Source organism: Tardiphaga robiniae, from assembly GCF_001618955.1.
Lineage (GTDB): Bacteria > Pseudomonadota > Alphaproteobacteria > Rhizobiales > Xanthobacteraceae > Tardiphaga > Tardiphaga robiniae_A.
In genome coordinates, this window is record NZ_LVYV01000045.1 from 274,853 (window position 1) to 297,103 (window position 22,251).

25 protein-coding genes are annotated in these 22,251 nt (G+C 62.6%); 7 read left to right on the forward strand and 18 right to left on the reverse strand.

What is annotated here, in order from left to right:
• Positions 1-17: 17 nt before the first annotated feature.
• The 9 genes from ihpB to A4A58_RS23780 all read right to left on the reverse strand — a co-directional run bounded on the left by ihpB (position 18) and on the right by A4A58_RS23780 (position 8,357).
• Positions 18-1,028, reverse strand: coding sequence for a divalent metal ion exporter adaptor subunit IhpB (ihpB, locus tag A4A58_RS23745; RefSeq protein WP_068736761.1), 1,011 nt, complete (start codon positions 1,026-1,028; stop codon positions 18-20).
• Complete coding sequence (ihpA, locus tag A4A58_RS23750) at positions 1,025-2,296, reverse strand: divalent metal ion exporter subunit IhpA (protein ID WP_068736763.1); 1,272 nt, start codon at positions 2,294-2,296, stop codon at positions 1,025-1,027. The genes ihpB and ihpA overlap by 4 nt, the downstream gene beginning before the upstream one ends.
• Positions 2,297-2,350: 54 nt before the next feature.
• Positions 2,351-2,776, reverse strand: a complete 426-nt coding sequence (locus tag A4A58_RS23755; protein WP_244499842.1) for a hypothetical protein — start codon at positions 2,774-2,776, stop codon at positions 2,351-2,353.
• Positions 2,777-3,004: 228 nt separating this feature from the next.
• Complete coding sequence (locus tag A4A58_RS23760) at positions 3,005-4,027, reverse strand: Cj0069 family protein (RefSeq protein ID WP_068736765.1); 1,023 nt, start codon at positions 4,025-4,027, stop codon at positions 3,005-3,007.
• 106 nt (positions 4,028-4,133) lie between these two features.
• On the reverse strand, positions 4,134-4,961 hold the full coding sequence (locus tag A4A58_RS23765) for a DUF1259 domain-containing protein (protein ID WP_244499856.1): 828 nt from the start codon (positions 4,959-4,961) through the stop codon (positions 4,134-4,136).
• A gap of 176 nt (positions 4,962-5,137) precedes the next feature.
• Entirely contained in the window at positions 5,138-5,635 is a 498-nt protein-coding gene (locus A4A58_RS30480) for a hypothetical protein (RefSeq protein ID WP_204378202.1), read from the reverse strand.
• Positions 5,636-5,881: 246 nt separating this feature from the next.
• Complete coding sequence (locus A4A58_RS23770; protein WP_244499843.1) at positions 5,882-6,373, reverse strand: ester cyclase; 492 nt, start codon at positions 6,371-6,373, stop codon at positions 5,882-5,884.
• Between the two features lie 189 nt (positions 6,374-6,562).
• Positions 6,563-7,813, reverse strand: a complete 1,251-nt coding sequence (locus tag A4A58_RS23775) for an MFS transporter (protein WP_081422024.1) — start codon at positions 7,811-7,813, stop codon at positions 6,563-6,565.
• Between the two features lies 1 nt (position 7,814).
• Complete coding sequence (locus A4A58_RS23780) at positions 7,815-8,357, reverse strand: Chromate resistance protein ChrB (protein WP_068736935.1); 543 nt, start codon at positions 8,355-8,357, stop codon at positions 7,815-7,817.
• 201 nt (positions 8,358-8,558) lie between these two features.
• Between A4A58_RS23780 and A4A58_RS23785 the strand changes: the two genes are divergently transcribed.
• The 3 genes from A4A58_RS23785 (at position 8,559) to A4A58_RS23795 (ending at position 11,112) form a co-directional block, all read left to right on the forward strand.
• The gene (locus A4A58_RS23785) at positions 8,559-9,236 is read left to right on the forward strand and encodes a nitroreductase (RefSeq protein WP_068736767.1); all 678 of its coding nucleotides are present in this window, start codon (positions 8,559-8,561) and stop codon (positions 9,234-9,236) included.
• Positions 9,237-9,345: 109 nt separating this feature from the next.
• The gene (locus tag A4A58_RS23790; protein WP_068736769.1) at positions 9,346-10,809 is read left to right on the forward strand and encodes an L-lactate permease; all 1,464 of its coding nucleotides are present in this window, start codon (positions 9,346-9,348) and stop codon (positions 10,807-10,809) included.
• A 75-nt stretch (positions 10,810-10,884) separates the two neighbouring features.
• Positions 10,885-11,112: a hypothetical protein gene (locus tag A4A58_RS23795; protein WP_068736771.1), complete on the forward strand. Its 228-nt coding sequence runs from the start codon at positions 10,885-10,887 to the stop codon at positions 11,110-11,112.
• Between the two features lie 111 nt (positions 11,113-11,223).
• Here the strand turns inward: A4A58_RS23795 and A4A58_RS23800 are convergent, their stop codons facing one another.
• The 5 genes from A4A58_RS23800 to A4A58_RS23820 all read right to left on the reverse strand — a co-directional run bounded on the left by A4A58_RS23800 (position 11,224) and on the right by A4A58_RS23820 (position 15,593).
• Entirely contained in the window at positions 11,224-12,696 is a 1,473-nt protein-coding gene (locus A4A58_RS23800; protein WP_068736773.1) for an amidase, read from the reverse strand.
• A 249-nt stretch (positions 12,697-12,945) separates the two neighbouring features.
• The gene (locus A4A58_RS23805) at positions 12,946-13,302 is read right to left on the reverse strand and encodes a hypothetical protein (protein ID WP_068736937.1); all 357 of its coding nucleotides are present in this window, start codon (positions 13,300-13,302) and stop codon (positions 12,946-12,948) included.
• A 225-nt stretch (positions 13,303-13,527) separates the two neighbouring features.
• Positions 13,528-14,028, reverse strand: a complete 501-nt coding sequence (locus A4A58_RS23810) for a hypothetical protein (RefSeq protein ID WP_244499844.1) — start codon at positions 14,026-14,028, stop codon at positions 13,528-13,530.
• A gap of 54 nt (positions 14,029-14,082) precedes the next feature.
• Positions 14,083-15,294, reverse strand: a complete 1,212-nt coding sequence (locus A4A58_RS23815; RefSeq protein WP_068736778.1) for a patatin-like phospholipase family protein — start codon at positions 15,292-15,294, stop codon at positions 14,083-14,085.
• A 23-nt stretch (positions 15,295-15,317) separates the two neighbouring features.
• Positions 15,318-15,593 carry a hypothetical protein gene (locus tag A4A58_RS23820; RefSeq protein ID WP_244499845.1) on the reverse strand — a complete coding sequence of 92 codons (276 nt, stop codon included), beginning with the start codon at positions 15,591-15,593 and terminating at the stop codon, positions 15,318-15,320.
• A gap of 239 nt (positions 15,594-15,832) precedes the next feature.
• Between A4A58_RS23820 and A4A58_RS23825 the strand changes: the two genes are divergently transcribed.
• The gene (locus A4A58_RS23825; protein ID WP_068736781.1) at positions 15,833-16,459 is read left to right on the forward strand and encodes a TetR/AcrR family transcriptional regulator; all 627 of its coding nucleotides are present in this window, start codon (positions 15,833-15,835) and stop codon (positions 16,457-16,459) included.
• 21 nt (positions 16,460-16,480) lie between these two features.
• On the opposite strand, the gene A4A58_RS23830 is transcribed toward A4A58_RS23825, so the two are convergent.
• A complete protein-coding gene (locus A4A58_RS23830) occupies positions 16,481-17,029 on the reverse strand; it encodes a cupin domain-containing protein (RefSeq protein WP_068736939.1) in 549 nt (182 codons plus the stop codon).
• A gap of 147 nt (positions 17,030-17,176) precedes the next feature.
• Between A4A58_RS23830 and A4A58_RS23835 the strand changes: the two genes are divergently transcribed.
• Complete coding sequence (locus tag A4A58_RS23835) at positions 17,177-18,508, forward strand: aspartate aminotransferase family protein (protein WP_068736783.1); 1,332 nt, start codon at positions 17,177-17,179, stop codon at positions 18,506-18,508.
• 84 nt (positions 18,509-18,592) lie between these two features.
• Here the strand turns inward: A4A58_RS23835 and A4A58_RS23840 are convergent, their stop codons facing one another.
• Positions 18,593-18,883, reverse strand: a complete 291-nt coding sequence (locus tag A4A58_RS23840) for a hypothetical protein (protein WP_068736785.1) — start codon at positions 18,881-18,883, stop codon at positions 18,593-18,595.
• A gap of 197 nt (positions 18,884-19,080) precedes the next feature.
• A complete protein-coding gene (locus A4A58_RS23845; RefSeq protein WP_068736787.1) occupies positions 19,081-20,034 on the reverse strand; it encodes a DMT family transporter in 954 nt (317 codons plus the stop codon).
• Between the two features lie 100 nt (positions 20,035-20,134).
• On the opposite strand from A4A58_RS23845, the gene A4A58_RS23850 reads away from it, so the two are divergent.
• Entirely contained in the window at positions 20,135-20,620 is a 486-nt protein-coding gene (locus tag A4A58_RS23850) for an Lrp/AsnC family transcriptional regulator (protein WP_068736789.1), read from the forward strand.
• Between the two features lie 57 nt (positions 20,621-20,677).
• On the opposite strand, the gene A4A58_RS23855 is transcribed toward A4A58_RS23850, so the two are convergent.
• Positions 20,678-21,070 carry a MerR family transcriptional regulator gene (locus A4A58_RS23855; RefSeq protein ID WP_068736791.1) on the reverse strand — a complete coding sequence of 131 codons (393 nt, stop codon included), beginning with the start codon at positions 21,068-21,070 and terminating at the stop codon, positions 20,678-20,680.
• A 62-nt stretch (positions 21,071-21,132) separates the two neighbouring features.
• Here A4A58_RS23855 and A4A58_RS23860 point away from each other — a divergent pair, with 62 nt between their 5' ends.
• Positions 21,133-21,882 (forward strand): cation transporter, encoded by a 750-nt coding sequence (locus tag A4A58_RS23860; protein WP_068736793.1) that lies wholly within the window; start codon positions 21,133-21,135, stop codon positions 21,880-21,882.
• Positions 21,883-22,251 lie beyond the last annotated feature (369 nt).

A 22,251-nucleotide genomic window follows, 5' to 3' on the forward strand; every position in this document is an offset into this window, starting at 1 on the left:
GCCGCGCCCGAGCGAGCTCAGTGTTCATGGGACGCCGATCCCTTTCCGAGCTCCGCTTTCACGATGAAGCTGTTCTTCGCTGCGTATTTGTCGCCGTCGAGCAGTCCGAACAGGATCTCGACATTGTCGGAGTCGCGCGCGCCGAGTTCGACGTCGCGCGCCTCGAACTTGTCGCCGTTACGGACGAACACGACGCTGCGGTTCTCGACCGTCTGAATCGCCGACGCCCGAACGGCGATCGCGACCGGCTTGGCTGACAGGATCAGGCGTGCCGAAACGAACAGGCCGGTACGCAGGCGCATATCGATATTCGGCACGACGGCGCGCGCAAGCGCGCTCTGCGTGTCGCTGCTGCCAACCGGCGAGATGTAGGACAGGCTCGCCTCGATCGGCTTTCCGCCATCGCCGACGTCGATCAGGATCCTGTCGCCGATCCGGACGCGCGGCAGGTTGCGACGGTAGACGGACAGATCCACCCACACCGTCGAGATGTCGGCAACGATGAAGGCCGGCTTCTGCTCGGAGGCATATTCGCCGAGCGAGATCTGGCGATCGATCACCGTGCCCGAGATCGGCGCCCGCATCTCATAGACGCTCAGGCTCTGGTTGCTCTCGATCTTTGCGAGGAGCTCACCCTTCTCGACGGTGTCGCCGATGCGCTTCTTGATCTCGCGCACGACGCCCGGGAAACGCGGGGTGACCTGCACCAGCGTCTCCTGATTGGGCTGCAGAATGCCGTTCAGCACCAGAGAGTCGTGCAGCGTTTCGCTTTTGGCGGCGAGAATCTCGATGTTGGACGAGGCGACGCGCGCATCGCTCATTTCCACGACGCCCTCTTCACCGTGGCCTTTCTCGTCGTGGCCTTTCTCACCCTTCGCCTTTTCACCTTTGGCCTTGTCACCCTGTCTGGCGGCCTTGGAGGTGGCCGCGGTCTGCGTGTCGGACTTGCTCGGTGCGGTGGCGTAGACGCCGGCGCCGAGCGCGAAGATCGCGGCGGCGGCCACCAGGAACATGATTGGCTTGTTCATCGTGCGCTCCCCCGCGCCAGTGCAAACGGATTGCCGACGAGCCCTTCGATAGTGGCGACGGCGACGTGGAAATTCTGCTGGGCTTCCTGCTCGCGCAGGCGCGCCTGCGCGACGCTGGCCTGTGCGTCGAGCACTTCGAGCAGCGAGTAACGTCCCTGCCCGTAGCCTTCGGAAATCGCGTCGGCCGCGTCCCTGGACTTGGGGATCGCGGTCTCGCGCAGGATGGTGAGTTCGCGCAGCGAGCCCTGCAGCGAGTCGTAGGCGCGGCCCGCCACCACGATCAGCGTGTTGCGGTTGCCCTGGCGTTCGGCGGCGGTCTTGGCGAGGCTTTCCTGCGCGGAGAGGATGTTGCCCTGGTTCTGGTCGAACACCGGGATCGGCACCGACAGCGAAAGCCGAACCGCGTTGTCGCCGGTCTCATTGAAGCGGCGCCATCCGGCGGATACCGTGACGTCCGGATAGGGCTTCAACCGGGCGAGCAGCAGTTCGGCGTTGCGCTGCGCGTAGATCGCCTTCCAGCGGACGAGCTGCGGGTTGGCATCAATCGCCGCGACCACCGACTGGAAGGTCGGCGGCTTGCCGGTCACCTCCAGCCGTCCGGAGACAGCCGCGAATTTCGGCGCGCCATCGCCCATCAGGATCGCCAGTTCACGGCGCGCGCTCGCGAGCGACGACCTGGTGCGCTCACGGTCGGCCTTGACCAGTGCCGATGCAACCTCGGCGCGCCCGGTCTCTGCGATGGATGATGCGCCGGCCTCGACGCGCCGCTGCAGCAGCGGCGAGATCTTGTCGATCGCCTCGATCTGTTCGTCGAGGATCTGGATCCGCCGCTGCAGGCCGAGCACGCTCACGAAGGCGATCGCGGTCTCTGACAGCACTTCGAGGCGGACGGCCTGGCGTCCGATACCCGCGGCATCGAAGCCCGCTTGACCGGCGGCGATGCGCGCGTCGCGCTTGCCCCAAAGCTCGAACATCTGGCTGACCTGCAGCGTGGTCTCCGCCGAGCGGGTTCCCCTGTAGGCGCCCGAACCGAACGAATTGTCCTGTTCGTACGAAATCTCCGGATTGATCAGCGCGCCGGACTGGATGCGCTGACCGCGCGCGATCCCGACGTCACGCTCGGCGGCTGTCAGACGCGGGCTGGCGGCGAGCGCGCGTTGCAGCGCGGCCCCCATGGTGAGGGTTTGCGAATGAGCTTCCCCCGTCAGCGACGAACTGACGAACAGCACAGACGCGCACGCAAAACGCGTGGCGATCTTCGAGAACATGATTGAAACCTGACGAATGACGGAGTCTGGGCGCGATGCGCCCGGCGATAATGGTCAGGTCAGGAATTTGGGTGGGGGAGGATCGATTCCGCGCGGCAGGCTGCGACGTTCGACATCATGGAAAACCGCAGTCCGGGTCTCGATGGAGACAGGCACTGCCGTGAAGACAAGCGGCTGTGCTGTTACGGAGAAGCAGCCGTGGCAGTGATTGTCCGCGACGACTCCCTTGTCGGAATGGCCGATCGCCTTCTCCGCGAGCGAGACGATCGTCGCTCCGGACGGATTGGTCACATCGCACTCGCAGAGACCGTGCACGGCGCCGGCAAAGACGTACGTCGCCAGCACGACCATCACCAACGCCCTGCGCGAGATGCGCAGCAGGCCATGGCGAAGAATGCGGGCGAAATTCGTCACTTTGAGCGTCTCTTTCAAACTCTGCGAGCGAGGTAGCACGGATCGGCGATTCATGTCGATCCACAATAATATAACAACGTTGCAGTTCGCTGGTCGATTTGGGCTTCTTTGCGGCCTTTCCCCGGCCGGTCGTTCAACGCAGGCCGTTCTATGACCATCCACGAAAGAAATGCGAGTGATGACACACCGACGAGCAACCAGATCGCAAATGTGGCAAGCGCGACGTCTGGCCACAGACGTCATGATCGCTTGCTGCACTTGCAAGGTCCCGAAATAGTGACTGCCTGCGACGATCTACGACCGGTCCCTGAATCGGTTCGACACCACTTGCGCGATGGCCGCCGGCGCGTCATCCGGAATCGCGAAAACCGAGCTCACATTAATCTCGCACAGGACGAAGGTGTCCGCGCCCGCCCCTGTCCTCGGACCATAGAGGAAATCGGCATCCCAGATCACGGGAAGTATACGGCGGTCCAATTCTAACGCGGCAATCATTTGCGGTACCCATAGGTCTTCGACTTCCCGGCGCAGCAACGCGAACGCCTGCTCATCGGGAGCCAACATACGCTTCTCAGCGTGAGGCCGGACGTGGCCCGGCGGCAGTAAACCTTTCGGATATTGGTGTGCGAACCCGGCGACCTTTTCGGCGGCCATGTAACACCTGACCATTCCCTCACCGAGCCGCTCCTGGAACGGCTGATCGACGATGAACCCGTCGCCCACCATGTACCCTTCACAGCGCGTAAGGAAATCGTCCAACGACATCTCTTCGACCACCCCCTCGACAGCCGCCTCCATTACACGAACGCGCTGCGCGCCTGATGAAACTGGTTCGACCTTCCATACGCCATGACCGTCGTTGCCACGCGCCTGCTTCAGAACGCGCGCGCCCCTAGCAGCGAGCACGCCCGGAAACTCGTCCCGCAATTGGGCACGCGACCCATAGAGCTTTGTATCAGTCCCCCAACCAAGATGCTTCGTGCGGAATAGTATTTCCTTGGTGCCCATGGCTTGGATCGCGTCCGGGTGCGCGCTGACCCACGGCCCAACAGCGGCGACGTCTGCAAGCAGGTTATTGAGAGAACGCCGAGATTTTCCATCCTGAAGCGGGTTTACCCACACCAGGACGCCATCCGTTCCCAGCAATTGGCTCCAGACATCGTCAGCGAAAGCTTCATCGTAGACCGCCGGAACCGCTTCGATACCTACCGCTTCGAGCTCTTCGAAGATGCGATGGAAGCGATTGTTCTGCGACGTCGCAGTCTGTCGCGTCTCCGCGTCTCCGCGCCACACAATTGCGACCTTGGGTGGATTCATCGCAGTCTCCGTGATCTGTAGCTGGCGCCGGCTCGGCTCCTCCCGGCGGCAATGAGGCATGGCCGCAACACGGCGTATGCCGCGCCGCAAGGCATATGACGGTTATCTACATTTTGCCGCTAGCCGTCCTATCGAGAGCCGCCCGCAGACCTTTCGCCAGCGCGATCGTATCGGCGTTGGCCCAGAAGTGCATGAAGTACAAGCGCGGGTTCTCGTCCAGCATGTGGCTGTGGAGTGCGGTGACGTCGATGCCGTGCGCCTTAAGCGCTCGGACGACCGGATTGACCTCCTCTCCCGTGAGGACGAAGTCACCGGTGATCGCCGCCTTCCCGCCGCCCGTTGGCTGAAAGTTGATACCGATGGCAACTCCCATGGGGCCCGGTGGGGTGAGCGCCACGCCCCCCTCATTGACGGGATCCTTGCGGGGAACGTTGAACTGGTAGACTCCTCCTGTCGATTGGCCCTTGGAGCCGATGATCTCATCGAGCTTGGCGGTGTCCAAATCGACTGCCGGTGCCGGCGACGTCTGAGCCGCAACAGTAAGCGGCGTTTTGCTTTCCGCGAGCGCGTCGCGGACTGCTGTGGCGAGCTTCATCGGATCGCCATGACCGGCGACATGCATGTAGAACGTCGCCGGTGTGGCCCGGAGCAGATGATTATGGACCGCGGTTATGTCGATTCCGTTCGCGATCATCTTGGTCATGACCGGATTAATCTCGGACTCGAGAAGAACCAGGTCGCCCATGATCATGGTGCTGCCGTGAGCTGGTTTGAAGGCCACCCAACCGCCAAGTGCCAAGGCAGACTTGATGGCTATTCCGTCAAGCGTCACCGAAAGGTCCGATCGCGGGAAACCGTAGCGTCGCACGTCGTCAGTGACCGTCGGCTTCCTGCCGAGGATTTCATCGACTTTCGTCCACTCGGTGTCCTTCATCTGACTGGTGTCCGCTGCCCGCGCCGAGCAGATGAAAGAGCTTGCCAGAGCCTCCCATTCGTCGATCGGCGCGTTGGTTCCGATCGTCAGCACGGATGTTGCGACGAGTGCTGTCCACAATGCCTTGCGCATTCCCATCTCCTCCCTGATCATCTGCATTTCACGCCTCGCGGCGATCATTCTCTGATGAGGTCGACGATTTCCTTTGCACCACCGACGATTCTGACCGTCACGCGGACGGCATCACCGTAGCGCAGAGCATCGAACAGGAGGCCATCGACAACCTTCAGGTCGATCGTTTCGTCGGATGGCAAACGGACCGTCACCTTGTTGTTACGCTCGTCGACCAAGGCAACTATGCCGTATAGCGTTTCCTCGTTCGAGGATGTTGCTGCGGCTGAAGAAGTCGTTGCCGAACGTAGATGAGCTTGAATATCGGCGTTGGCCGCGACCTTAGATGCTCCAGCAACAGAGAGCATGGTGACGAAGGCCAAGCATACGGCCATTCTTTCGCTTCGTGTTCCACCATGTCGGCGGATAATCACGACCGAACGTCCCGCGACTTCCGGCGCCCAATCGTTCACACCTGCGTGCGGCCGTCGTCGTGCCCCCGGAAGCAATGTTGGATCCGCATCGAAATCCTCGTCAGTCCGCACATCAACGAGCGTCAGCACGCTGGCAGTTCCAACGAGACGAGACAGTTTATCGGGAGAAATTGAGGTGTAAGAAGACATGCTGCGCCCTTGGTGAATTCAGGACGCGATACTTGGGCATGTCGCCTCGCGGGGGGATCGCCACCCCCGTGTTTCGGATTAAAGCACCATTGAACCGAGTGTCAACACGGCTTCCATCGCATTTACTTGAACTCAGCGCCGAGGACGGATTAGCGCATGATGGGTTGAGCGCGGTCCCGCCCAGTCTCACCGAGACGTGGAAAATTCGTTGCCCTGCATGCCGTCCGTCCTGATCTGTCCGAGCAGGCCGTAGATGTCACCGAGTACCCAGAGGTCGCGCACCTTCGGCCCGTCGAACGAAAAGATCGGTGCTCCAAGCCAACCGACGAGCTTTCCTGTCGGCGGATTGCCGAATATCGCTTCGCGTTGAACGCCATGGAAGTAGACCTTGCCGGCAACGCGATTACCCTCCTCGATCATCAGGAGAATGTCCGTCGTGTAATTCTGCAGCACGCCGGTAACCCAGCGGACGTAGTCGGCGAACTGGCCATGTCCGACCAGCACCGGTCCGAGCGATCCCCTGAAGGTGAAATCCTCGTGGAAAATTTGCGGGATCAAAGTCACATCCGCATGGTCCCACATGTCTTTGTAGAAGGCACGGACCACCTCCTTCTGCGGCGTGAGCATCACGCCATCGAACGTCATTGGCTTCTCAAGATGATCGCTGCGTGTGTTCATCGCCCTCGGTCCGGCATGATGGGATTGAAGAACGACACTAGCAATCACAGCGCGGATTAGCGAAGCGTAATCCGCCACCCTCGTATGGGCGAAACACACCTCCCTGTAGCATGCTATTCATTAGTTCGCGGCGCTCAGCCCGTCCCGCAACCTGCATCGCGCACGAGCTGTAGATAAAGCAAGAACGGATCACGACATTGCTGATCGAACTGCACCGAAGTGTTTACGAACGGACACCAGCCCGATCAGCGTGAGAGCGGCGAACGCCGCGCCCGCGAGAAATGTGCCTTGCGGCCCGGTGATGTCCCACAACGCGCCCGCAACGACGCTGGCGATGAGCAGGGCGACACCAGTCACCAGGTTGAACATGCCGAATGCGGTTCCGCGCAGTTCGGGCGGCGCGGTCTCCGCGATCAAGGTCGCCAGCAACCCTTGGGTGAAGCCCATATGCAGGCCCCAGAACATGACGCCTATCCCAAGCCCAACGATGCCTGTCGTGAAGGCGAGCACGATATCGGCCAGAAAAAGAAGCACGAGACCGACAGCCAGCAGGGTCAGGCGATTAACGCGATCGGACAGCATGCCGACCGGATAGGCTGAGAGCGAATAGGCGAGGCTCATGATGACCAGGACCGTCGGGACCAGCACCAATGGCATACCGACCGACTGTGCACGCAGGATGAGGAAGGCTTCGCTGAAGCGGGCGAGCGTAAAGATTGCGGCGATCGCCACCACCCACCAGTAGGTCGTATCCAGGCGGCGCAGTTCGTCCCGGTGCAGCGGCATCCGAACCCTGCGCAGGTCCTTTGGCCGCTCCGGTTCTTTCACAGCGACGAGGATCAGGCCGACCGACAAGAATGCCGGAATCACGGCGATCCAGAACACCGTCTGGAAATGATCCGCGGTGAGCCACATCAGTCCGATGGCGAGAAGCGGACCAAGGAACGCGCCGATCGTGTCGAGCGACTGACGCAAGCCGAAGCTTGCGCCGCGCAGATGCGGCGGAGCGATGTCGGCGACGAGGGCGTCGCGCGGCGCGCCGCGGATACCCTTGCCGACGCGGTCGATGAAGCGCGCCGCGACTAGCCAATCGATCGAGGACGCCAGCGGAAAGATCGGTTTGGTCAGGGCCGCCAGGCCATAGCCCAAGGCAGCGAGGAACTTGCGTTTGCCGAGCCAGTCGCTGAGCGCGCCGGAAAAGACCTTGGTGATCGAGGCTGTCGCTTCGGCGATGCCCTCAATGATGCCGACGGTCAGAGCCGAGGTTCCGAGCACCGTGACCATGTAGAGGGGCAAAAGCGCATGGATCATCTCCGACGAGATGTCCATGAGCATCGAGACGAAGCCAAGGGCCCAAACGCCGGCTGGAATGCCTCGCCGGGTTGCGGGGCGATCGCTGATCCCGGTGGTCGTGCCTGATCCGTCCATCTTGCCGCCCATGTCACCGGTTCTCGTCATGGGCGTCGAAAACCCGTTGCGCGTAGCTGTCGAGCAGAGCCTCGCAGGCCCGTAGCCGCTCGGCGGCATCCTCGGCCAGCGCCGCGCCGTAGAAGTCGAGCTTCCTGATCTTGTCCAGCCAGCCCTGAAGCTTCTTCAGGTCGGTGTCTTCCTCTTCGAGCTCCGCATAGGTGAATTTGTTGATCGCGATCTCCTTGGCGATCTCGGCCTCGAAATCGGCGCAGCGACCAAGGAATTCGCGGTACTGCTCATCACGATCCGCCTTGAAGCGGGCGACCACCTTGTCCTCCTGCACCCGGTCGAGGGCGACGGTCTGCAGGATGACGGATTCGCCGCCCATCTCGAAAACATCGTTCTCCAGCATCTTCAGCCGGCGGACGTGGTCGTCCGTCTTCGGCAGCAGGCAGACGCCGTTCTGCAGGTAGATCGCGCCCATGCCCTTCAGCCGGCGCCACAAAGCGATGCGCTTGCCGGCCGGTTCAGGCGGCACTTTGTAAGTCAGGAGAAGCCAAGAAGGAGAAACCATGGCGCCCATGTATTGAAACGGCCGTAACAAATCAATCGCAATGATTGACGATTCTGGTTCGTGGGCGTGAGCACCTTGCCGGCGCCTAACATCGGCCCATGCAAATCCGGCCATGCGCCGACATCGTCGAGATTGCACACCGGCCAGTAAACCTCGAATATCCCGCCCAATTCAGAAACGCCCCGGGGAGCTTCCAGGCCTATGAAGTTCGATGACGTCATTCTCGGCCGCCGCAGCATCCGCGGCTACAAACCCGATCCGGTCCCCAAAAAGCTGATCGAGGAAATCATCAATCTGGCGATGCGCGCGCCGTCGTCGATGAACACCCAGCCGTGGAATTTCACTGTCGTGACCGGCGAGCCGCTCGATAAGATCCGCGCCGGCAATACCGAGCGGATGATCGCAGGCATCCCGCAATCGCGCGAATTTCGCACCGGTCAGGCTTTCGCAGGTCACCACCGCGACCGGCAGGTCGGCGTCGCCAAGCAGTTGTTCTCGGCCATGGGGATCGCGCGCGACGACAAGGAGATGCGGCAGGACTGGGTGCTGCGCGGCTTCCGTCAGTTCGACGCGCCGGTCTGCGTGATCGTGACCTATGACCGCGTGCTGGACGGCAGCGACGATACACCGTTCGATTGCGGCGCCGTGGCGACCGCGCTGGTCAATGCCGCCTGGTCGCGCGGCCTCGGCGCCGTGATCAACAGCCAGGGCATCATGCAGTCGCCGGTGGTGCGCGAGCATGCCGGCATTGCCGACGATCAGGTCATCATGAAGAGCATTGCACTCGGATGGCCGGATGACAGCTTTCCTGCGAACGCGGTGGTATCCGAACGCAAGTCGGTCGAGGAAGCCACGGTGTTCGTCGGCTTCGACGGTTAGCAGGCGCAGGGAGGATCGACGTCGCGCACGCACCCCATGCGCGCGGCGCGGTTGACGTCCCTGCCTTTCCCGCGCATCCAGCCCCCAACGAGAAACTTGGGGGCGGAACGTGCTTTACCTGATCTGGGCATTGCCCGCGCTGGCAGTGATCGGCGCTATCGCCAGCGGGCTCGCCAGCACGCTCCCCGCCTCGCTCATCGGCCTCGCCACGGCGCTTGCGGTCGCGCTGGCCACTGCGCCTGATCTGTTCGGGATCGCTGATGCCGGAACGGCGCTGCTGCGCGGCGCATGGATCGGCTGGATCGTCGTACCCTATATCCTCGGCGGATTGCTGTTCTGGCAGATGGCGATCCGCCCCGGCGACGCGGCGATGCCGGTCGAGACGTCGCTGCCAGATGCGCGAGCGCGGCGTCGTCTGCTGTTCACCGCCTGCTATCTGATCGGGCCGTTCGCGGAATCCGCCACCGGCTTCGGCATCGGCATCATGGGGACGATGGTGCTGATCCGTCGCCTCGGCCTGAAGCCGATCGAGCTCCTCGCCTTCTCGCTGATCAGCCAGACCATGATCGTGTGGGGTGCCATGGGCAGCGGCGCGGTGGTCGGCGCCGCCTTTGCGCGCACCGATCCCACGGCACTCGCGCTGCGCACCAGCCTCATCTATCTCGTGTTCAACATTCTGTGGCTGCCGATCTACTGGCGCATGGCGGAGCGCGCCGGCATCCATGCCGACTGGCGCGAGCGAGCCAGCGAAGCGCTCTGGCTGCTCGGCAGTCTCGGCCTCGCCATCGTTGCGACGGCGTTTCTCGGACCGGAGCCCGCGATGCTGGCGGCGTTCGGGCCGGCCATCGTGCTGCGTTATCTGATCGACGAAAAGCCGGACCGCGCGGCGATTGCCGCTGCGGCACGGCGCATGCTGCCATTCACACTGCTGATCGGCTGGCTCGCGCTGACACGCCTCGTGCCGCCGCTCAACCAGGTTCTACAGACCGCATGGAGCATGCAACCCTTCGCCGGCGCGCCGGTCTGGGCGCCGTTGTTTCACGCCGGCACCTGGCTGGTCGCGGCGGCCGTGCTGACCGCCCTGCTGCACGGCCATCAGCGAGCCTTCCCTGCGGAGATCGCAGCCGCCTGGAAGACCGGACGGCTCGCCGTCCTCACGGTGGTCGTGTTCTCGATGATGGCCGAACTGCTGTCGCGCTCGGGCATCGCCGGCGGCCTCGCCCGCGGCATGTACGACACGTTCGGGGTCTGGTCGGTGACGGTGACGCCGATGATCTCGGCCGTGTTCGGCGCGCTGGCCAATAGCGGCAATGCGGCCAACGGGTTGTTCATGCCGTCGCAGCTCAGCCTTGCGACCGAGGCCGGCCTCGACGTCGCCGCCGTCGTCGCGCTTCAGCATGCCGCCGCGCTGTCGCTCAACATGGTCTCGCCGGTGCGGATGTCGATCGTCTGCAATCTCGCCGGCACCCCCGGCCACGAGCGGGACGCCTATCGCGCGATGCTCCCCTTCGTCGTGGTCATCGTCGCGGTTCTGCTCGTGATCTCCGTCCTCATCGCCACCCGGCTCATCTGATCGTCCCGGATTTTTTTGGCGTGGCATGGAACGAACCGGCATCGGCGCGATTGAGTGCCGTCACAGGAGGCCCCCATGCAGCGCCCCGACGCCTCGCCGGACCATTCCAGCGCCCTCGCCTTCATCGCCTTCGCCGCAGCTGCTGCGGTCTGGATTGGCGTCATGGCCGTTCAGCCGAAGCCCCATGGGATTTTCGACGGGAATCCCCAAAGCTTGCAGGCGTCCGTGATCGTCATGACGAAGGACATCGCGCTGGCGCGGCCGCAGCCACACGTGACGGAACTGGCTGACCTGCAGCACTGACGCAGCAAGCGCAACGCGGATCGGCGCAGCGTCCTCCACCGCCTTGCCAACTTGCGGCACAATACGCTTCGCACTTGCGCCCTACTCGCCGTTGAAGATTTTCCGTGCCACCTACTGCCGGCTGACGTGCTCAACGGGCACCCTGCCACCATTCCACTGGCCCTCGATCGCCCGCTCTATCTGCGCGGCCAGTTGCAGCAGCAGGCCGTCATTGGCCTGACGCGTTTGCGCCTGGATGCCGAGCGGCAGCCCGTTCTCCTGCGCCGCCAGCGGCAGCGAGATGCCGGGGATGCCGCACAGATTGGCGAGCGGCGTATAGGCAAAATTCTTCCACAGGTTGGCGAACCAGTCATGCACCGACGGATTGGTGCTGGTGGTGAGATATTCTGATGTGCCGACCTTCGGCGTCGGCTTGGCGGTGATCGGCGTCAGGATGATGTCGTAACGCTCGAAGAACGCGCCGAAAGCGCGCGACGTGGTGTTGAACACGGCCTGCATCGCGTTGCGCTCGGTATAGGACGTGTTCAGCCCGCTCTCCCAGATCTTGATGTTGATCGGCTCCAGCAGATCGGTGGCCGGTTTATCCAAACCGAGCCGCGCCAGATGACCGGCGATCACCTGCGCGAAATTGCTGATGTAGCAGGTCGTCTGCGCGGCGAACGCCTTGCGGAAATCCACCTCCGGCAGCGCCCATTCCACGTGATGGCCGAGCCCTTCGAGCATTTTGCCGACACGCTCCAGCTCCCCAACGAAATGCGGCGGCGATTTGTAGTCGCCCCACTCATGCGACAGTGCGATGCGCAATTTGGCGGGATCGCGCTTGATCAGGTCGCTAGTGGGTTCGGCCGACGACCAGAACGGCATGAATTCGCCGGGCGCTCCGCCGCGGCAATTATCGACGAAGGTTGCGGTGTCGCGCACGCTGCGGCTGACGCAGCCCTGGATCGAGACCAACCCGGAGAGATCCGACAGCGCGGGCGCCAGCGAATAGACGCCCCGCGAGACCTTCAGGCCGATCAGGCCGTTCACACCCGCGGGAATGCGGATCGAACCACCGCCATCCGTGGCATGGGAGATCGGCAGCACGCCGGCCGCGACCATTGCCGCAGAGCCGGCGGAGGAGCCACAGGTGGTGTAGTCGGTGTCCCAGGGATTGCGGGTGACATAGAGCTTGTTCTCGGCAGAACTGCAGACGCCGAATTCCGGCGTGGTGCTGCGGCCCATGATGTTGAGCCCGGCGCCCCGGATCTTGCCGGTCAGGAAGCTGTCCTGCGTGGGGCGATGCCCCTGCATGATCATGGAGCCGAATTCCTGCAGCCGTCCCTTCAGGGTCGGGCCGAGGTCCTTCATCAGGTAAGGAACGCCAGCGAACGCGCCCTCGGCATTCATACCGTCCTTGGCAGGATCGGCGACGACGTCGTCGAACACTTCGACGACGGCATCGAGCGCGGGATTGGTCCTGGCGATGCCGGCGGCGGCCTGCGCCGCCAGATCGGCCGGCATCAGGTCGCCCTTGCGCACGCGCGCGGCCAGCGCCACTGCGTCGTGTTTGGCCCATTCGTCCCAGCTCATCGCCAATGTCATATCGCACGTCCAGTTCGAGATTCGGTTGGTGCGAGCCTAGACCGGATAGCGGTTTTTTCGGAAGCCGTGGCAGGTGTCTTGAGCGCGCGGCAGACGCAGGGCAGATCAGCGTGTCGAAGGGCCATCGCCGTCACCCGCTGCCCGCATCAGTTGGATTGACACTGTGCTAATCCGCGATCCCAACACCAGGTGGAGATAATCATCAACCGCGCGGCTTGCACGCTGTCGGCGCGTGCGAGCAAGCCTCGCCTAGCCGCAATTCCAGATCGGTCCGATCGGGGTTCGCGTCCAGCATGGGCCCATGCTGCCGCCATTGTATTGGCCGCGATAGAAGCCGGGTCGGCCGAAATAATACTTCTCGCCGTCGGACCAGCGGTAATAGACCGGCGTGCGGTCGATATACCAATGGCGCCGGTCGCGTTTGGCCATGCGCAGGTCCGCGCGCTTCTGCATGAACAGCGGAACGCTGTTGTTCAGCGGCTGGTGATAGCCCGGCAGGAAACCGTAGCCCTTCCACTGCTGCTTCTTTTTCGCCGGCGCCGCCAGCGCAACGGCGGAAGTGAGCGACAGGACGAGAGCAATCAATAGACACATGAATCGCGACATGCCCACAGCATAGAGATTTGGCTGCGGGAAGGCCATTCAAATCAAGGCGAGACCGGCGCAGATGAGCGCATTGTCCGCCATAGCTCAACGAGCGAAGGCGGAAGCGTCATCCACCGCCTTCGCATCGGCGCGATACGCCGCGTCAATCATCGAGCGCACGTCCCGCGAGCCATCGGCACTTGCACCCTGCCCGAAGCACCTGCGATCGCTGAGCAACGATCCCGATCAGTTTCTGCTCATGTTGATGGTGACGTTCCGGATGTCGCCTTCGGACGATATCGAGAAAGACTGCTTATTGCCGCGCGTCGAGAGCGACAGGCTGGCCGAGAAGCCCGGCGCGTCGATGACGGCTGAGATGAGACCGCCGGACTCCCTGCCCGCGATGCTGCCGCTGATTCCGCGACTGGTTTCGCTCCATGATCCGGCGATGGTCCCATCCTGGCTGACCACGTCGCTGTTGAGATCGAAGCGGTAGCTGTCGCTCGCACAACGCAAGCTCTGCAGAAGCCGCCTTTCGCCATTGCTGACCTGGTATGTCGCCTTGCAGCGAAGCCGTTCCTTCGATCCGTCGGACAGCGAGATCGCTCCTGCGCCTGCCCAGGATCCGGTAAGGCCTGTGAACGGCAGCGACTGCGCCGCCGCCGACCCCGAGGCGGCGACGAGCAGGATCGACACCAGCGCAATCCGGCGGGACGAAACGATCTTGCGAAGCATGGAACGTCTCATGAGGTCACTCCTGTTTCAGCACGCATGTGCCGGGTTTGAACGTCGCATCGCGCATCAGTTGCCGCTTGCGACTTGCCGCGTGATTGCTGTGTGTGACGCCGCCACGGAATCCTGATCGTCGGAGGGCGGGGATTTCGACCACAGACGATTGCCCCGCGCCCTCTCATAACCGTACTGGAACAGCGCGCGCATATAGGCGGTATCGAAGCCGGACATCGGCGATGGCGGTCGATCGCCCTCGATATAGGTCAGATTGAATCCGAACTTGTTGCGGCGGGCGAAGGCATAGGTGTTGTAAAGGATGGAGCGTGTCTGAATCTTCGTCACAGTCGATGACGCCCGCGCAGCGATTTCGATGGTGGAATTGGGAATGACCTGAAATTCCCGTTCGATCTTGTTGTTGATCAGGACGTAGAGTTGCAGCTTCCCTGCGCTGGCGAATGTGGCGTCGCGCAGCAGGAAAGCCTCCGGCAATGTCAGGACAGGCGCGGTGACGCCGCCATCGACATGCATCTCCTCGAAGCGCTTGCCGTTCGCCTCCGCGGTCACCAGCATCGGCGGAAACACCACGGGCAGGCTCGCCGATGCCGCGACAACATCCCGGAACAGGTTCAGTGCTTCAGGCGTACGGAGCGAGGCGATCCGTCCCATGTCCCAGATGGCGGTCCGCTGGGAGTCCAGATTGGTCGTGACGACGAACAGCATCCGCCCCTTCGCGTGTTCGGCTGCGACAGCCGCGACGAAGGTCTCGTCGATATATTTCGCTACCAACTCGCGCAGCCGCGTATTGCCGAACAGGCCCGAACCAAAGATCGCATTGAACGGATTGGGTGCATCGAGCAGGCTCGCAGCGACGCCGCTGGTGTAGACGTCGCGCAAGGTCGCGTCATAGTCGGGACCGAGAAACGCGAAGGGTGCGATCAGTGCGCCGGTGCTCACACCGGAGACCATCGAGAACGTCGGGCGCGTCCCCGCCTCGGTCCAGCCGTTGAGCACGCCGGCGCCATAAGCGCCGTCCGCCCCGCCTCCCGACAGCGCCAGATAGGTTCGAGGCCCTCGCAACGCGACCTGGTTCTGACCGCTTCGGAACGTCGAGGCCGGTTCGTCCGCATAACGGCGCAGGTCCGTGAGATCGAGGACGCGCGCACTGGATGCATCCGTGACGCTATACGGCGTCCGTGGCAGCGACGAACATCCGGCGACCAGAAGGCTCAGCGCCGCAGCGACAAGCAACGAGACCGACGGCCGCCACGGGTGGCCATGCATGACATGTTCTGTAAGGAGAGCGCTCACGGGTTCGACGCCCCGCCCATAGAACTGCGTCGCTGGGCGACCTGAAGGGATGCCGCCGCGGGTTGAGCGACGAGTTCGAGGTAGTCCCGGTGGATCGCCTGGACGGTCGTGCGCTCGTCGAACTTCACCCGCCAACTGCTCGGCGAGCCGCGGCCCACGATGACTCCCTGGCGATCGCCGTATTTGGGATGCCGCTCACGACCGAGAACGCTCATCCGGACACGGGCACCGCGGAACAGTCGCGGCGGCGATGCGTCACTATCCGCATTCATCATGCAGCCCTCGCCCGGTCGGGCGCCTGATGGGCAATCAGTTTCGCTTTCGCTATGGCCACGGTTTCGATCAGCTTGCGTCGCCGATCTGCGGTGCCGGCCGCATCGGCTGGCAACGGAGACATCATTTTGAAAGCACTATGCATTTGACCGCGCGTGTTAAGTGAGCAATCACTCACTATTATTGACTGACTCAAAAGTCAATAGCACCCCTGCCGGGGATCGATTATCCTGCCCCCATGAATGCTGAGCTGAAGAAGCGCGCCCGACGAAAAGCGGAACGACCGATCGAGATCCTCGACGCGGCCTTCGAGGAATTCGCCAGGAACGGCTATGCCGCGACCCGGCTGGAGGATGTCGCCGCACGCGCGTCCGTCACCAAGGGCACGATCTATTTCTATTTCGAAACCAAGGAGCGCGTGTTCGACGAGATGATCCGATACAAGTCCCAGGCGTTCTTTCCCGAACTGGAAAGCTATGCCGGGACACTGGAAGGATCATACAGCGCGCGCCTGCGCGCACTCATGGTCTTCGTGTATCGCAAGATTGCCGAGGACAGACCTTTCCGCGAAACACTCCGCTTCCTGATCGCCGACGGCTCCCGCTTCCCCGACCTTGTCGACCGGCATTATGACGAGTTCATGCGACCGGTCATCGACCAGTTCCGAATGGTGATCGAAGCGGGAGTCGCGGCCGGCGAATTCCGCCCGTCGCAGGCAAGCACATTCACCGAAATCGTGATGAGCCCGGCGCTGCTGTTGACCGTGTGGTCACTGTTGTTTGGAACGCGAAGGCAGATCGACGTCGCAGTCTTCACCGATGCCAGTATCGACCTGCTGATGAGAGGGATCGATACCTCCCGTTAGCCCGGGCGTGAGCTTAGGTCCTCAAAACGTCGGCGGCGTGCACGCACTGATCACTTCGCAGGGTTTCGCGCCGACGCAGCGGAAGCGATGCGGACGGCGGCTTTCGAAATAATAGGCATCGCCGGGATCGAGGACGCGCCGCTCTTCGTCGACGGTCACTTCCAGCCGGCCCGAGACCACGATGCCGCCCTCCTCGCCGTCATGCACCAGCGGCACCCGGCCGGTGTCGCTGCCCGGCTCGTAGCGCTCCTTCAGGATCTGCAAGCTACGGCCGAACAGATTGTCGCCGACCTGGCGATAGGAGATTGGCGTCTTGCCGATCTCGGTCAGCTCATCCGAGCGGTAGAATGCCTTGCGCGGCCGGTCCGGTTCGATGGCGAAGAATTCGGCGAGCCCCATCGGAATGCCGTCCAGAATCCTCTTGAGCGCGCCGACGGACGGGTTCATCTGGTTGGACTCGATCAGCGAGATCGTCGAATTGGTCACGCCCGCGCGCTTGGCCAGTTCACGCTGCGACAGCTTGTGACGCCCGCGCACGAAGCGCAGCCGTTCGCCCAGATCGATGGTCACGCCAAATCCCTGTTGCGAGTGTTTCGGATCGAACAAATATGACCCGCCCCATTCAATAAAATCAACAGGTTAATCAGATCGAGAAAAGGACTTGTTGCATTCGGGCGAACATGATCCAGATGCTGAATCAGCCAAGGGAGCCGCGCCGTGACCGTTCATCAGATTCCGAACACGTTACAACTCGAGTCGTTCTGGATGCCGTTCACGGCCAACCGCCAGTTCAAGGCGGCGCCGCGCATGTTCGCATCCGCGCAGGGCATGTATTACACCACTGAAGACGGCCGCAAGGTGATCGACGGATCGGCTGGCCTCTGGTGCACCAATGCCGGCCACGGCCGCCGCGAGATCGCCAGCGCTGTCGAGAAGCAGCTGACGACACTCGACTTCGCCCCGGCGTTCCAGATGGGCCACCCGCTTGCCTTCGAATTCGCCAATCGCCTCGCCGAGATCGCCCCCGCCGGCCTCGATCGCATCTTCTTCACCAATTCCGGTTCGGAGTCGGGCGATACCGCGCTGAAGATCGCGCTGGCCTATCATCGCGCCAACGGCCAGGCCTCGCGCACGCGCCTGATCGGCAGGGAGCGCGGCTATCACGGCGTCGGCTTCGGCGGCACCTCGGTCGGCGGCATGGTCAACAACCGCCGCGCCTTCACGTCAGCCCAACTGCCCGGCACCGACCACATCCGCCACACCCACGATCTCGCGCGCAACGCGTTCTCGAAGGACCTCCCGGAGCACGGCGCCGAACTCGCTGACGACATCGAGCGTCTGGTCGCGCTGCATGGCGCCGACACCATTGCCGCCGTCATCGTCGAGCCGGTGCCCGGTTCGACCGGCGTGCTGCCGCCGCCAAAGGGCTACCTGCAGCGCCTGCGCGAACTCTGCACCAAGCACGGCATCCTGTTGATCTTCGACGAAGTCATCACCGGCTTCGGCCGCCTCGGCACGCCGTTCGCCGCAAATTATTTCGGCGTGACACCAGACTTGATGACCACCGCGAAAGGCATCACCAACGGCACCGTGCCCTGCGGCGCCGTGTTCGCCAGCCGCACGATCTACGACGGGCTGATGACCGGGCCGGAAAGCCAGATCGAACTGTTCCATGGCTACACCTATTCGGCGCATCCGGTCGCCTGCGCTGCGGGCATCGCAACGCTGGACATCTACAAGAACGAAGGATTGCTGACGCGCGGCGCCTCGCTGTCCGATTACTGGCGCGATGCCCTGCACGCGCTCAAGGACCTGCCCAATGTGATCGACATCCGCAATTGCGGCTTGATGGGTGCCGTCGAATTGGCACCGCGCAAGGATGCACCGGCTGCGCGCGGCTATGACGTCATGGTCGACTGCTTCAACCGCGGCCTCTATCTGCGCCAGAGCGGCGACGCCTTCGCGATGTCGCCGCCGCTCATCGTCGAGAAGAACCAGATCGACGAGATCGTCTCGATCCTGAGCGACGCCATCAAGCGCGTCGCCTGAGTCCACACACCATCTGATCCAACACGGCCCGGATGAAGCGCCTGCTTCATCCGGGCCGTGTTGTTTAAGAGATCCGGCTGTCGATCAACTTGCGCTGCCATGCGCCCGCGCGCACATCCGTGTCACATGATTCACGCTCATCACCGGCGTCGGCGCAACGGTGTCGCTCGAACCTGTGCTGGTCGTCCATGAGAGACCGCCAAGCGACGCCATGACAGGCGCTATGGCAAAGCGCGACATCATCGCGACATTGACCATCGCCGGCACGTCGACGCGGGGGTGGCTGACAATCGCGTCCACGATCAGGCCAAACGCGGCCAATCCCAATGTTCGCTTGCGAGATCTGATCGACGTCTTGCGGAATTGCATCGGCATCACGGGCTCATGGGCTTGAGGATGCGCACGCACCGGAGCAGGAGCGCGCCGACGGGTCTACGTCGCGCGCAATTCTACAGCTCGACTGTGACTATCCGGTCGGGCACCGCGAACAACAAAGTTCGCAAGCGATCACGTCACGACGAGCGGTGCGACAATTCTCATCACATTCTCACGAGGCGCTAACGCCCCGAGAGCTACACCGCCGCCATTGCCCGCTTTGGAGCACGGTGCGCAGCGATACAGGACAAGACACTGAACACCACCAGCGCGAAGGCTGCGATTTCAAGCGGCGCCGGCATGCGCTGTTCCCACACAAAGCCGTAGATCAATGCAAACAGGGTTTCGAACAGGATCATCTGCCCGACCAGCGTCAGCGGCAGCAACCGGCTCATGCGATTCCATAACGCATTGCCGAGGATGGATGCGAACACGGCGACGCCGATCGACACCGCCGCGAACTGCGCCCAGGCAAGCCCGCTATGTGTTGCCGTGCCCATGGCGAGCGCCGCCGGAATGAGGATCAGGCTCTGCGCCCCCGTCACGACCCCTGTCAGAAGATTCCATTCATGAGCGGAGATATTATCGAGCCGGGCCAGCGCCCGGCTGTTGCCGATCGCGAAAACCGTCCAGGAAATCAGCGCACCGATTGCGCAAAGAAGGCCGATGACCTGTTCGCGGAGAGAACCTGACGATGGCATCGCCAGCGCTTGCCATCCAATGCAGATCGCCCCGGCCGAGCACAGCATCAGCGATGGCATCAGCCGGCTCAGCGGAACGGCGCCGCTGTCCCTGCTCCCGACAATCGTCACCGCAACCGGAAGAAAGCCGATGACCAGCGACGTCATCGCAATGCCGCCTATCTGCACGGCGCTCGTCAGAAGAACGTAATAAAGCGTGTTCCCCGCAAGCGAGAGCCAGGCCAGAGCAAGCCACTCGCGTCGTCCGAGCCTCGCCAGCAGCGAACGCCAGCGCGGCGCAATCAAGACCGCGGAAGTCACGCCGTAAACGAAGTAGCGCGCAGCTGCCAATTGGAGCGGGCTGAATGCGTGGGCCAGTTCGGGCGCCAGAAACACCAGCCCCCACAAGGCGCCGGCGCAGGCGCCAAACAGAATACCGATCGATGTCGAATTGGCCGGAGAGCCGCTCATGTGACGATGCCGACTGAAAATTGCTTCGGCCGGGGAATATCATCGTGACGGCGATTAAGGCGCCCTTGATTGCGGCCCAAAATGCAACAAATACTCGCGCATGGACACCAAATCGCATGCAGCCCGCGCACTCGATCCATTCGATCGGGCAATCCTTCGCATCATTCAGCGTGACAACAAGACGCCTCAGCGCGCCATCGCCGAGGCCGTTAATTTGTCGGCCGCGGCGGTGCAGCGGCGGATCGCCGCGATGGAGATCGCAGGCGTTATCGTGTCCAACGTTGCCATTGTCGATCCCGCTTCCGTGTCACTGACAATCACTTCCATCGTGGAAGTGTTTCTGCGCGACGAGCGCTCCACCACGGTCGATGTCGCCAAGGCGCTATTCCGCAGCGCTCCCGAAGTTCAGCAGTGTTACTACGTCACGGGCGGAACAAGTTTCGTGCTGATCGTCGTCACCAGGGATATGCGGACCTATGAGGCCGTGACCCGTCGTTTGTTTTCGGAGAATGATCTCGTCAAGAGCTTCCGGACCCTGGTCGCGCTCGACCGCGTCAAGACCGAGACCTCAGTCGTCATCGAATAATGAAAACCACAATGGTTTTCGCGCCGGCGCATTCACCCACTTGTGGATCAGGTGCGTTCATCCGGACAGCGTCTCGATGACACGACAGTCACAGACCCTGCCGTGACTGCACTCTTCCACCATGCGAACGAGTTCTCCGCGCAAAGCGGTGAGTTGCGCAATCCGGCGTTCCACTTCCGACAGGTGCCGACGCGTGATCAGATCGACCTCTTCGCAAGATTGATCAGGCCCCTCGCTCAGAGTCAGCAATTCGGAGATGTCGGCGATCTCGAAGCCGAGATCACGTGCGTGCCGGATGAAGTTCAGGCGGGCAACATCCTCCGGCCGATAGCGACGCTGCTTTCCCTCCGTCCTCGTGGGCGCGGCCAGGAGGCCAATCCCCTCGTAGTAACGGATCGTCGGCACCTTGATGCCCGTCAGACGCGACGCTTCTCCGATTGCGTAATCCATTTTTCTCTTGAACCTCTAGTCGCTAGAGGTTGTACGCTTGTCTCACGCTGAGAGGAAGCACGATGTCCGACAAGACCTGTTGCACCACTGACACCTGCTGCGAGCCGCCGCCCATCGATTTTTCGAAGGCGAACGCGACGCCTGTCTCGCAGGCGGCTTGCGGCACCGAGGCATGCGGTTGCTCCGGCGGCGTTCCGGTCTTTGATGGCGTTGATCCCCGCTACAAGCGCGTGCTGTGGACGGTCATTGCCATCAACGGCATCATGTTTCTTGTCGAGATGATCGCGGGACAGATCGCGGGATCGCAGGCGCTGAAAGCGGATGCGCTCGACTTCCTCGGCGATACGGTCACTTACGGGCTGAGCCTCGCGGTCATCGGCACCGGCATCAGGACGCGGGCAACGGCGGCTTTGTTCAAGGGCCTTTCGCTCAGCGTCATGGCTCTGTGGGTGTTCGGTTCGACCGTCTACCACACGCTGATCCTGGGCGTTCCAAGCGCCGAGGTCATGGGCGCCATCGGCTTCCTGGCGCTGGCAGCCAACCTCGCCTCGGTGCTGCTGCTGATGCGTTACAAGGACGGCGACGCCAATGTGCGCTCTGTCTGGCTGTGTTCCCGCAACGACGCCATTGGCAACGTCATTGTCATGTTCGCAGCCCTGGGAGTCTGGGGCTCGTCGAGTGCGTGGCCGGATCTGGCGGTGGCCGCCGTGATGGCCTTCATCTTTCTCTCCTCCTCGGTGCAGATACTCCGTCAGGCCTGGGCTGAATATTCCGAACAGCCCGCGCCCGCCGGCATGTCCCAGCGTTCCTGAGCCTGACATGCTGCCCCTCCATTGCCGGCGTGCCTGCCCGCGGCAGTAGTCCTGAAAATAATCCTTGACGTCTTTTCTCTCCAGCATATATTCCTTTCCATCCCGCTCCACTTGAGGGAGCGTTACCGGGACGCCGACTGGCGCGGGGCGGGATGTGGCGCCTGCGGGCGGGAGGGAGACGTTCCCTTTCGCACTCGGGAGGCCTTGGGTCACCGTCCGGCCCCACTACGGGGGTCTGCCACTCATGCTGGCTGGACGTGGCATTGGTGAACGGCGGGAAACCGTCGGGATAAGCGGACTGCGGAGGTCTGCGCCTTTGCCCGGAAGAACGGTCCCGGGGACAGAAATCGCCACGATGGAGCGTCGAAA